This window comes from Salinivibrio sp. PR919, assembly GCF_001995355.1.
Classification (GTDB): Bacteria; Pseudomonadota; Gammaproteobacteria; order Enterobacterales; family Vibrionaceae; genus Salinivibrio; species Salinivibrio proteolyticus.
In genome coordinates, this window is record NZ_MUFL01000092.1 from 1 (window position 1) to 11469 (window position 11469).

General features: G+C 50.4%; 12 protein-coding genes. 9 read left to right on the forward strand and 3 right to left on the reverse strand.

All coding sequences use genetic code 11. The features are described 5' to 3' along the window. Window positions 1–729: restriction endonuclease subunit S (locus BZG83_RS14260; protein ID WP_131825094.1), on the reverse strand; the 729-nt coding region annotated here is incomplete at its 3' end. After that, complete coding sequence (locus BZG83_RS14265) at window positions 719–2431, reverse strand: type I restriction-modification system subunit M (RefSeq protein ID WP_077481504.1); 1713 nt, start codon at window positions 2429–2431, stop codon at window positions 719–721. The genes BZG83_RS14260 and BZG83_RS14265, both read right to left, overlap by 11 nt. 613 nt (window positions 2432–3044) lie before the next feature. On the opposite strand from BZG83_RS14265, the gene BZG83_RS14270 reads away from it, so the two are divergent. The 9 genes from BZG83_RS14270 (at window position 3045) to BZG83_RS14310 (ending at window position 11099) form a co-directional block, all read left to right on the forward strand. Beyond that, a complete protein-coding gene (locus BZG83_RS14270; RefSeq protein WP_077481506.1) occupies window positions 3045–3575 on the forward strand; it encodes an REP-associated tyrosine transposase in 531 nt (176 codons plus the stop codon). 457 nt (window positions 3576–4032) lie between these two features. After that, window positions 4033–4257: a hypothetical protein gene (locus BZG83_RS14275; protein WP_077481508.1), complete on the forward strand. Its 225-nt coding sequence runs from the start codon at window positions 4033–4035 to the stop codon at window positions 4255–4257. Between the two features lie 318 nt (window positions 4258–4575). Continuing rightward, window positions 4576–5937 carry a metal-dependent hydrolase family protein gene (locus BZG83_RS14280; protein WP_198929739.1) on the forward strand — a complete coding sequence of 454 codons (1362 nt, stop codon included), beginning with the start codon at window positions 4576–4578 and terminating at the stop codon, window positions 5935–5937. 286 nt (window positions 5938–6223) lie between these two features. Further along, window positions 6224–7006 (forward strand): DUF3450 domain-containing protein, encoded by a 783-nt coding sequence (locus tag BZG83_RS14285; protein WP_077481520.1) that lies wholly within the window; start codon window positions 6224–6226, stop codon window positions 7004–7006. Further along, entirely contained in the window at window positions 7003–8352 is a 1350-nt protein-coding gene (locus BZG83_RS14290; RefSeq protein WP_077481510.1) for a MotA/TolQ/ExbB proton channel family protein, read from the forward strand. Before BZG83_RS14285 ends, BZG83_RS14290 begins: the two co-directional genes overlap by 4 nt. Beyond that, complete coding sequence (locus BZG83_RS14295) at window positions 8352–8897, forward strand: MotA/TolQ/ExbB proton channel family protein (protein ID WP_077481512.1); 546 nt, start codon at window positions 8352–8354, stop codon at window positions 8895–8897. Before BZG83_RS14290 ends, BZG83_RS14295 begins: the two co-directional genes overlap by 1 nt. Beyond that, window positions 8897–9301, forward strand: coding sequence for an ExbD/TolR family protein (locus BZG83_RS14300; RefSeq protein WP_069586742.1), 405 nt, complete (start codon window positions 8897–8899; stop codon window positions 9299–9301). Before BZG83_RS14295 ends, BZG83_RS14300 begins: the two co-directional genes overlap by 1 nt. Continuing rightward, complete coding sequence (locus tag BZG83_RS14305) at window positions 9301–9927, forward strand: energy transducer TonB (protein WP_077481514.1); 627 nt, start codon at window positions 9301–9303, stop codon at window positions 9925–9927. The genes BZG83_RS14300 and BZG83_RS14305 overlap by 1 nt, the downstream gene beginning before the upstream one ends. Then, complete coding sequence (locus BZG83_RS14310) at window positions 9927–11099, forward strand: tetratricopeptide repeat protein (protein ID WP_077481516.1); 1173 nt, start codon at window positions 9927–9929, stop codon at window positions 11097–11099. The genes BZG83_RS14305 and BZG83_RS14310 overlap by 1 nt, the downstream gene beginning before the upstream one ends. A 153-nt stretch (window positions 11100–11252) precedes the next feature. Here the strand turns inward: BZG83_RS14310 and cspE are convergent, their stop codons facing one another. Then, window positions 11253–11465: a transcription antiterminator/RNA stability regulator CspE gene (cspE, locus tag BZG83_RS14315; protein WP_069586739.1), complete on the reverse strand. Its 213-nt coding sequence runs from the start codon at window positions 11463–11465 to the stop codon at window positions 11253–11255. Window positions 11466–11469 lie beyond the last annotated feature (4 nt).

Below are 11469 nucleotides of genomic sequence, written 5' to 3' on the forward strand. Positions count from 1 at the left end.
GTATGTCGCAATATCGCTCAATGTGCCAGTAGACCACCCCTCCGGAATCAATCCCAACTCCGACTCAACCAGCTTATCGGGGAACAGGGCGGCGGTGTCGGCGTCCATTCCCTCGGGCTGCTTGCCCTGCATTTTGGCTTTGACGGGGTCGAAATCAACAAACCAAGACTTAAAGATAGCTTGCGCCATGGCTTCGAGGGTTTGGTTGGTCGCAGTGTTTAGCTGAAACTTACGATCGATGTCGAGTAAAAATTTACCTATTGCTTTCTGATGTTCTCGGTTCTTGACAAATGAGACTTCCATTTCTTTGATAGAATCACGAGAAAGTTCCGTTTGACCAGTTGTTCCCGTTGCAAAGCTTTCAATCAAACTTTGCTTTGACTTCATCAAATAACCAAAAAATATTGGGTCAATAACATTCTTATCTGGTCTCACAATAGTTACATGAGTATCTACCGTAAGATTAGTGTCATCCCCTAGGAATTGACCTACACGTCCTAACGTTCCAACGCCTGTCGAATTTACAAGCACATCATATTTTTGCACTAATTTTTCTGTAGGTACCTTTCTCTTCGATAGATCATTTAAACGGGTGAGCTCAAGATTAACTTGATAATCCCGAATACACTTTTGGTTAACGACGGCAGCTGCCCCATTAATGATATCTGTATATTTTGGGGCAATACCTCTCGAAATATAAGTTGTTAGCTCATCAACTTTAAAGCTCATAACCCAACCCCGCTAGATTCTTCTTGATTTCCGCTTCTAACTTGGCCGATTCCGCAAATTGCTCACTTAACTTTTCGGTTAGGGTCGCCATTTTTTCTGCAAAGGGAATGCCATCATCTTCCACATCCGCCGCGCCCACGTAGCGGCCTGGGGTGAGAACAAAATCGTGCTTTTTAATCTCATCCAAGGTGGCGGATTTACAAAAGCCGGCTTGGTCTTGGTATGTGGTGCCGTTCACTTCCGCGCCCGTCTTCCACGCATGAAAAACATCGGCCACTAGTGCGATATCGTCCATAGAAAAGTCGCGCAACACGCGGTCTTTCATATAGCCAAGGTGGCGGGCGTCAATAAACAACACTTCGCCTTTACGGTCGCGCAACTGGCGGCCTGCTTTATCGGTACGCGCCTTTTTGGTTTTGGTTAAAAACCAGATACAGGCGGGGATTTGGGTGTTAGTAAACAGCTGGCCGGGCAGGGCAACCATACACTCGACCAAGTCRTTTTCCACTAATGCGGCGCGGATCTCGCCTTCATTGTTGGTGGTAGAACTCATYGAGCCGTTGGCGAGCAGCAAGGCTTGCGAGCCGTCGGGCGCAAGGTGGTGGAGCATATGTTGCAACCACGCAAAGTTGGCATTATTAGCGGGCGGTTGGCCGTATACCCAGCGTGGGTCGTTATCATCGACGCCTGTGTTCCACTCCCGCATGTTAAACGGCGGGTTAGCCATAATAAAATCGGCACGCAGGTCAGGGTGTTGCACATTGGTGTAGGTGCTGGCGGGCTCTTTACCAAAGTCGTAATCTAAGCCACGGATCGCCATGTTCATCGCAGCCAGCTGCCAAGTGGTGTAGTTGTATTCTTGGCCGTAAATCGAGATCTTTTGCTTTTGGGTGAGCGGGTCGATGTCATATTTATTGGCGTATCGCTCAATAAACTTTTCTGATTGCACAAAGAAGCCACCGGAGCCCATCGCCGGGTCGTACACCCGCCCTTCAAACGGTTCGAGCATTTCAACAATCAAGCTAACAATCGAGGCGGGCGTGTAGAACTGACCGCCTTTTTTCCCTTCTGCCAAGGCAAACTGACCGAGAAAATACTCGTAGATATGGCCGAGAATGTCTTTGCTATTTAGCGAGTTGTGAGAAAACGGAATAGTGGCAATCAGGTTAATCAGCTCGACCAACTTGGCTTGATCGATACGCAAGCCGCTGTAGGCTTTGTTCAAAACACCCTTGAGCTTGGCGTTGTCGCGCTCAATGCCTTCAAGCGCATTATCAATCAAGTGACCGACGGAGGTGATTTTCTTCGCTTTGCCGGCGATAGTCAGCTCGGCCCCGCCAATTACCCGTGGGGCGTTGTCTTGCAAAAACTGCCAACGTGACTCAGCGGGCAACCAAAAGACATTTTTCTCGGTGTAATAATCACGTTGCTCTAGCTCAATCGCTTTTTCTTCTTCCAGCTCTTCTGGAGTCAAGCCTTCTGGGTCGAGGTAGTATTCATGCTCTGGATCATCCAGCTGTGCCGAAATTTCTTGGCGGCGGGCATCAAAGGCATCGGATACGTATTTAACAAAAATCAGCCCAAGCACCGCGTGTTTATACTGAGCCGCATCCAAGGTGGAGCGGAGTTTGTCGGCGGCAGTCCATAGCTTGCTTTCAAGCGCTTTTAAGTATTCTTGTTCTTGCTGAGTCGGCTGGTTCATTTTTCACATCATATTGCAAACGAATGGCAGTAGTTTATCACTGCTGCGGTTCACTTCGCACTCTTGACTGGATTTTATGACACCTCTGAGTGGTAATTCTGATGGCTTTGTGATCATTAACAGGAGGATCAATTCGATATGCATTCCCACGCGGGAGCGTGGGAACGAGAGATGAGGCGGCTCACTGGCGTTATTCGAGTGCCAGAGATTACATGGGCTCGCCGGGGTTGCTGGCGGTTTGTCGCGAGTGGTAGCGAGGTAGGCATTCCCACGCAGGGGCGTGGGAACGAGAGATGAAGCCGCACGCTGGCGTTATTCGAGTGCCAGAGATTACATGGGCACGTCGGGGCTGCTGGTGGTTTGTCGCGAGTGGTAGCGGGGTAGGCATTCCCACGCGGGAGCGTGGGAACGAGTTAAATTCTCTGAAAAAATGAATGCAGAGATTACGAGTGAGAACACCAAATATGATGTTGTTGCGAATTACTCGAAATGGCAGGAAGTTGTAAGCTAATCGAGAGCACATGCTGAATAAAGCGCTCTATGTTTGGGTTTGACTGCTGTTCACTATCTCGTTCCCACGCTCCTGCGTGGGAATGCATATGGAGTTTTAATTATGGGGAGAAGCCGCTACAAAATCACCGAGCCTCATTTACCGCACTTCGTGACCTTGACCGTACTGCACTGGATCCCTGTTTTTACTCGTCCCGACACCGTCAATATCTTGCTTGATGCGTTGCGTTTTTTAAGCCGAGACGGCCTTAACGTTTATGCTTGGGTGGTGCTAGAAAACCACTGTCATTTAGTGTTGCAAAGTAAGGCATTGGATCATGATATCGCTCGACTTAAATCATGGACGGCGAAACATCTGATTCAATACTTTGCTGAGCGCAACGTTAAGCAAATTCTGGATCAATTGGCGTTTTATAAAAAAGCCCACAAAGGTGATCGCGCTTATCAGTTTTGGCAGGAGGGTGTGCATCCTGAATTGATACAAAACGACGCTATGATGCGGCAGAAGATCGAGTATATTCATCAGAATCCGGTGAAGCGGGGCTATGTTGATGAAGCCGCRCACTGGCGTTAYTCGAGTGCCAGAGATTACATGGGCACGACGGGGTTGCTGGCGGTTTGTCGYGAGTGGTAGCGAGGTAGGCATTCCCACGCRGGAGCGTGGGAACGAGAGATGAKGCTATGTTGATGAAGCCGCACACTGGCGTTATTCGAGTGCCAGAGATTACATGGGCACGACGGGGYTGYTGGCGGTTTGTCGYGAGTGGTAGCGRGGTAKGCATTCCCACGCGGGAGCGTGGGAACGAGAGATGAGGCTATGTTGATGAAGCCRCRCACTGGCGCTATTCGAGTGCCAGAGATTACATGGGCACGACGGGGTTGTTGGCGGTTTGTCGTGAGTGGTAGCGATGTATGCATTCCCACGCGGGAGCGTGGGAACGAGTTATTTGTTGATACGCACTTTATCCATCCTGCGCTATCTTAAGAAAGTAATACGTGTTCGTCGTTACTATAGAGTGGCTCGCTATACATTCTCAGGTGTCTGAATAGGAGTGAATAATGCGCGCCAAACTCATGCGCTAGGAGGAATCATGCCAAAACCGACACTTGATTTTGGTCTACCGGATGACTTTGACCAATACCTCGACAAACTGATTGAGTCCAATGGTACCGATGCGGCCATGGGCGAAGAGCTTCGCGATGCGATTATAAAAAGCTGTCGAGAAGTGAATGATAACCTAGCCGAGTCGTTCTCAGACTTATCGAAAACCGGCTTTGAGCCAGAGGACGAGGCTAACAGCGAGGACGACGATTAGCTTCTCCAGAATAAAGTAAACTTCCTGCAGTAACATCTAGGCGCTGGTCTTATTTCATCGTACTCATTTATGGATATATCTCGTTCCCACGCAGGAGTGTGGGAACGAGATATATTCAATGGGCCGTAGAGCGTGCCACAGCAAGATCAACAAAATTGCGATAACTCTCTAAAAATTTGGGCTTTTTGGTGTGGTTGGCTAATTTAATAGACAGTGCGGTCAGAACCTCATCGTCCTGTGGTTTGTTCAATGAGCGAGAAGCAGGCGCTGTGGGTCGGGTTTGAGTCGCTTTTTGTTAATGAATACAAGGAGTGTGAGATGGCGAGGTTGATGCGATGGATGACGTTCGTTGTGGGCGGCTTGTTGTTGGTTGTCTCGGTTAAGGCGCAGTTGGCGCCGCATCCACAAAGTGTGTTGTTTGAAAATGTGCGTATTTTCGATGGTCAATCTGCGCAGCTTTCTACCCCCAAACATGTTTTAGTTGAGGGAAACAAGATCACACGGATTTCGAATCACCCGATTGAAGTAGCGCCGTCATTGAACTCCACTGTGATCCAAGGTGAGGGACGCACGCTGATGCCGGGGCTGATTGATGCACATTGGCATGCGATGTTGGCGACTGTTTCGGTCCCACAACTGCTTACCGCAGACGTCGGCTATATCAATCTTCGGGCCGCACAAGAAGCTGAACGCACGCTAATGCGAGGCTTTACCAGTGTACGTGATCTTAGTGGGCCGATATTTGGTCTGAAAAAAGCCATTGACGAGGGAATAGTCGCCGGGCCGCGCATTTGGCCTTCCGGTGCAATGATTTCGCAAACAGGCGGGCATGGTGATTTTAGGATGCGTTATGAAGTGCCTGCTGCGAACAATGCTGGACTGAGCCGCGGAGAATCGCTCAATGGTGGTGTGATAGCGGATGGGGTGGCGGAAGTAAGAAAGCGCGTTCGTGAGCAACTGATGTTGGGTGCCTCGCAAATCAAACTCGCGGCGGGAGGCGGCGTCTCCTCTGCGTATGATCCGATTGATGTGGCCCAATACTCGGAAGAAGAATTCCGCGCTGCGGTAGATGCGGCAGATAACTGGGGCACCTATGTGACGGTACATGCCTACACGCCCAAAGCGATTCAAACTGCGATCAACGCGGGTGTGAAAGTGATTGAGCATGGACAGCTCATGGATGAAGCAACTGCACAATTAATGGCGGAAAAAGGCGTATGGCTGAGCGGCCAAGCCTTCCTTGCTAACGAGTACTCGAATCCGACGCAAGGAGAGGCGAAAGTAAAACAGCAACAGGTTGCCCAAGGCACCGACAACGCCTTTAAGCTTGCTAAGCAATATGGCCTTAAGGTGGCTTGGGGCACAGATATTTTATTCAATCCTGCCATGACCAAAAACCAAGGAGCGATCTTAACCACGATGACAAAGTGGTACACACCGGCTGAAGTGTTATCGATGGCAACGTCTGGGAATGCAGCCTTGCTTGCGTTGTCTGGCAAGCGGAGTCCATATCAAGGGAAATTAGGGGTGATAGAAGAGGACGCTATCGCTGACATCCTCCTTGTTGAGGGTAATCCGCTGGAAAATCTTGACCTGATTGCTGAGCCTGATGCGCACTTCGTTGTGATCATGAAAAACGGCAAAATCTATAAAAACACCTCGGAAACAACAGGGTATTGATAGCCAATGAGTGCACGCGATTAAAAGAGAGTAATGGCGTGCGCTGTTGTCTTTGGGCTTAATCGGCCAAGTGCAGAGTTAGGCTAACACCCAGTTGGTCGCTATCTACTTGATGTGTTTTTAGTTTTTATTGTCACTTCTTCTTTACTGATAAGCCGCAATATTCTCCGCTCCCTATGCTGCTAGGCTAGATCTTTGCCGCCAAACTCGGTACATTACACGCAAATAGAAACTATTCTCACTTTTGTTTATGGCGGAAGCCATATCACCAAGCATGTTTGTAGATATCACCATGATAAAATCGTCTTCATTTCGGCTCGTGCTGGGCGTTGCGTCCTGTTTGGCGTTTACGCCAGCGGTGAGTGCGGATCAGCTCGAAAAGGCGCAAGCCATCGAGGGTAAAACCACCCAAGAAGCGGCACAGTCGCAATCACGCATTAATCGCCGCGCCGATGCCAGTTTGGCTATGCGTCAAGAAATTGAGCAAATCCAAACTCAGATCAGTAATTTAGAAATCTACCGCGATCACCTACAAAACTTGGTGAGCAACCAACAGGTAGAAGCACAAAGTCTTCGCGATCAAATCATCGAGATCAAAGAGACGCGCCAAGGCATTGTGCCTTTGATGTACCGCATGCTCGACGGATTGGAACAGTGGATTGCTAAAGACATGCCACTGAAAGCGGAGCAGCGACAAGCACGCCTAGAAAAACTTCAAGCGATGATGGGTCGTGCCGATGTGGCTGATTCGGAGAAGTTTCGCCGTATTCTCGAGGCCTATCAAATTGAGCGTGACTATGGCACCAAGCTAGATGCTTACCAAGATACCATTGCGCTGGATGGTCGGGCGCATCAGGTGGATGTGCTGCATCTTGGTCGCGTGTCGCTGGTGGCGCGTAGCCTTGATGGCAAGAAGCATTGGGTATGGAGCACACGAGATTCGCTGTGGGTATCCTTGGATGCGAGTGCGGGCGAAGCCGTGGATAAAGCCTTCGCGGTTGCACAAAAACAAGTGGCACCGTCGTTGTTATCTCTGCCTTTAAGTGCCAACCAAGGGGTGAAATCATGAGCTGGAAAACCCTGATTGCCGCAGCCTGTTTTATTGCTGTCGCGCCTTTGACTCATGCTGACGATCTTGTGGGCCAAACCCAACAAGCGCAGCAGCAAGCCCGTGAACACAACCAAGCGCGTGAAGCGGAGTTTGCGATGACGGAGCGGGAGCTGCGCGCCAAACTGAATCAGTTGAAAGCAACCCGTAATGCGCTTGAGGCGGAAACCGAAAAACTCAGTGACACCTTTAGTGACAACGAGCAACAACTGGCGTCGTTGGAAGATAAACTTCGCTTGGAATCGGGCAGTTTGGGAGAGCTATTTGGCGTGGTGCGTCAAGCGAGCAAAACCATTCAAACCGACAGTGCTTCCAGCTATGTTGGCATCACGCAACCGACCTTTAATCAAACCGTTTCAGAGATCGTTGCCGCCGATACATTACCGTCACTCAAACAGCTAAATACCTTGTGGCAAGGGATGCTCACCCAAATGCAAACCAGCGGCGAGCTGCAAGCGTTAACGCTGCCGGTTGTGGATGCGCAAGGCGTGTCGTCTGAGCAGTCGGTGGTGCGCGTCGGTAACCTTGGGCTGGTGAGCCCGCAGGGCTATTTGAACTGGCAGTCGGACAGAAAGGTGGCGATCCCGTATCGTGCGCAACCTGATAATACCCTCACCACATCCGCGCTTGAGCAAGCGATCACCTCGGTGGGTGAGCCTGTACTGGTTGATCCGTCGCGCGGCTTTCTCCTCAGTCAATTAGAGAAAGCGCCAAGCTTGGCGGATCGTTTTAGCCAAGGCGGTTTTGTGGCCAAAGTGATTGCGGCGTTATTGGCGGTTGGTCTGTTAATTGCGCTCTATCGCGGCGCGGTACTGCTGTCTATTCATGCCAAAATGCATCGTCAGCTGAAACACCCAGAGTCACCAGAGGATAACCCACTGGGTCGTGTCCTTAAGGTGTATCACGATGCACCACAACGTGATGTTGAATCGCTGGAGTTACGCTTGCTGGAAGCGGTTGTCGATGAGCAACAAGGCTGTGAAAAAGGCCTTTCTATGTTGAAACTGCTTGCGGCACTGGCGCCAATGCTGGGTCTGTTGGGAACAGTGACTGGGATGATCGAAACCTTCCAAGTGATTACCCAGTTTGGTAATGGCGACCCGAAAGTGATGGCAGGCGGTATTTCGATGGCTCTTGTGACCACGGTACTTGGCTTGATCGCGGCGATCCCACTGCTTCTTGCGCATAATATTCTGAGCGGGCAGGCCGATCATATTCGCGGTATGTTAGAAAAACAAAGTATTAGCCTTGTTGCAGAACAAGCCGAGCAACCAGCGAATACGGCGGCCACTGGACAAGCAGCATGATGGATGTAGAGCTACTTTCCCAATTCAATCACCAAGATATTTGGTTTATCTTGCGCCATTTTATGGCGCAAGGTGGGCCAGTGCTATGGTGGCTGGGTGTGGTAGTGCTGTTTTGCTGGGTTTTGGTGATCGAACGTTTGTTGTACTTATACTCACGGTTTCCGGCACAACGGCAAGCGTGGATATCGGCCTGGCAAGCACGCACTGATCATCATTCGTGGTATGCACGCGCTATTCGCCAAGGGTGGCTATTTGAAGCGCAGCATGAACTGGGGCGCTACCTCAGTTTAATTAAAGCGCTGGTGGCCATTTGCCCGATGTTGGGCCTGTTGGGCACAGTCACTGGAATGATCTCTGTCTTTGATGTGATGGCCAGTCAAGGGACCAGCGAACCACGCTTGATGGCATCGGGGATCTCAATGGCCACGCTGCCGACCATGGCTGGCATGGTGGCAGCCCTTGCCGGCATGTTTGCCCATGCCCGTTTAGTTAAAGCCTGTCAGCGCCGAGAAGTGGCGCTTGAACAGGCGCTTCGGAGTCAGTAATGCGATTGATTCGACCTCATAAGCAGCGCGAGGAAGCGCAAATCGATTTAACCTCCATGTTGGACATTGTGTTCATCATGTTGATCTTTTTTATCGTCACCAGCTCGTTTGTGCGCGAATCCGGGGTGGAAGTGAACCGTCCCGAGGCGAGTCATGCAACCAGCCAAAAAGATGCCGGTATCTTTGTCGCAGTGACCGCATCGAACGAAATCTATATTGATAAGCGTTTGGTAGATGTAGAGCGTGTCGAAGCGACGTTAGAGCATGTGCTGTTGGATAAGCCGGATGCGTCCCTTGTGATTCAAGCCGATGAACTGGCGTACAATGGTACCGTTGTAAAAGTGATGGACGCCGCCAAGGGAGCAGGGATCGCGAGTATTGCCTTGGCTACGGAGTCGCCATAATGAAGCGATGGCTGATTTCAATGCCGGTCGCGCTGGTATTCACGTTAGGCCTATTTATGCTGATGGCTCTGATGGTGGGTCACAGTACCCAGCGCCCGCAAGAAAAGTCGACCTCGATGAGCATCGATATTTTTATGCAGGAGCCAGACACCGATGTGCAGCGTCGTCAGCGCACGGTGCCAGAGCGGCCGAAACCACCGGAAATGCCAGATACGCCGACGCCGGTAACGCAAACACAATCGACAGCTTCCGCTCAGCCGGATATGCCAACGCTGAATTTGCAGACCAACATTCAAGGCGTCATGGTGCAAGCTCCCTCTCTGGGTGATTTAAGCGTCATGCAGGGGCCGAATAATCAGCAGGCCATGCCGCTGTTTCGAGTGGAACCCAATTATCCACCACGCGCCATGCGTCGTGGTTTAGAAGGGTATGTAGTGGTGCGTTTTACCATTAGCCCTTCCGGTCGACCGCAAGATTTGAGTGTGGTTGAAGCAAATCCGCCCCGTGTGTTTGAACGTGAAGCACTGCGAGCGCTGCGTAAATGGAAGTACGAGCCCAAAGTGGTGAATGGAGAAGCCGTGGCGCAGCCGGGTCAGCAGATCAAATTGGAGTTTAACTTACGCTAATGTTGAAACGACTTATCTTTACCTTGGCATTGATGTTTGCATTGCCCGCCGCGGCGCAGTTGTCACCCTCGGTTGCCTTATCGATTGAAAAGGCACAAGCGTTAGAGCAAGCGTCTAAGTTGGGCGAAGCCATTGCGCTACTCAACAAGCTGAATGTGAAACGTGATTTTGACAAAGCTTTTGTTGACCGTGCGCTGGGGGTTTTCTATTGGCAATATGGCAACAATGATAAAGCGATTGTTCATATCAAGCGCGCGGTAGATAGCGAGCAATTGCAAGATGCGCAAGCGTGGCAAACCAAGCGGATGTTAGCCGATTTACTGCTGATTGATGGCCAATACGCGGCGGCATTGCAATATTATTATCCGCTTGCCCGTTCGGTACCTAAAGAGAAAGCCGAGCAGGCCGAAGATGTGTGGCTGCGTATCATGCAAGCGCATTATCAACGCGAGCAATGGCAGAAAGTGTTGGCTGCGTATCCAGACTATGAGCGCTCCATGAATAATACGGCCACCGTGTCGGCATTGTCACTCAAGCTTGGGGCACAATTGCAATTGGAGCAATGGCGCGGGGCGACCCCCACTTTAAAAGCCTTGATTGCCCTTGAGCCAGATAATAAACAGTGGTGGCGTCAATTGGCGGCCAACTATGTGCGCTTAGAACAGCCGAAAAATGCGATTAGCACCTATTTACTTGCCAAGCGCAAAGGGATAGCTCTAGAGCCGAGTGAGCAACGGACAGTGGCACAGCTTTACGCCAATGTCGGTGTTCCTGAGCGCGCAGCCAAATGGCTGAAGGGACTGCCTGAGAGCGAGCAAGATGCGCAAACCCTTGCTCAGCAAGCCAGCCTTTGGCAACAAGCGCGTGAATGGCCTCAGGCCATTTCCGCTTGGCAACTGGCTGCTAAGAAAGAGAGCCAATATCACTGGCAGCTGGCCTTGATGCAAATTCAGCAGGGTGAGTATCAGCAAGCACTCACTTCGCTGGATAGGGCTGAAAAAGGGGCGTCGAAGAAAGATATTGCGTTAGCGAAAGTGCAAGCCTATTACAAATTGAATCAGTTTGACCATGCCCTTGAGCAAGCTAAAGTCGCGCAACGTATTTCGCCGGATGACGCCGTCGAAAGCTGGCTCTCCTTTTTGAAAAAACGTCAGAAGATGCAACAAAGCTAATCAATGCAAAGCTAATCAATGTTAGTTGATGGTCAAGGTTACAAAAGGCCCCACAGCAAGTGCTTGTGGGGCCTTTTTATTATCGCGGGTATCTGAACGACAGGCATAAAAAAGGGCGCCAACGGCGCCCTACAATCAGTCAGACAAGGTTTCTTATGCAACAGAAACGTTAGATGCCTGTGGGCCTTTTTGGCCTTGCTCAACGGTAAAGTTTACACGTTGGCCTTCGGTAAGGGTTTTAAAGCCTTCACCAACAATCGCGCGGAAGTGTACAAACACGTCTTTTTCGCCGCTGTCTTGAGTGATGAAACCAAAACCTTTCTCTTCGTTAAACCACTTTACGATACCAGTTGATTGATTAGACATAATC

Coding starts and splice junctions, on each gene's coding strand:
- BZG83_RS14300 (WP_069586742.1), top strand. CDS start 8,897: ATGCGATTGATTCGACCTCATAAGCAGCGCGAGGAAGCGCAAATCGAT.
- BZG83_RS14295 (WP_077481512.1), top strand. CDS start 8,352: ATGGATGTAGAGCTACTTTCCCAATTCAATCACCAAGATATTTGGTTT.
- BZG83_RS14305 (WP_077481514.1), top strand. CDS start 9,301: ATGAAGCGATGGCTGATTTCAATGCCGGTCGCGCTGGTATTCACGTTA.
- BZG83_RS14280 (WP_198929739.1), top strand. CDS start 4,576: ATGGCGAGGTTGATGCGATGGATGACGTTCGTTGTGGGCGGCTTGTTG.
- BZG83_RS14275 (WP_077481508.1), top strand. CDS start 4,033: ATGCCAAAACCGACACTTGATTTTGGTCTACCGGATGACTTTGACCAA.
- BZG83_RS14290 (WP_077481510.1), top strand. CDS start 7,003: ATGAGCTGGAAAACCCTGATTGCCGCAGCCTGTTTTATTGCTGTCGCG.
- cspE (WP_069586739.1), bottom strand. CDS start 11,465: ATGTCTAATCAATCAACTGGTATCGTAAAGTGGTTTAACGAAGAGAAA.
- BZG83_RS14310 (WP_077481516.1), top strand. CDS start 9,927: ATGTTGAAACGACTTATCTTTACCTTGGCATTGATGTTTGCATTGCCC.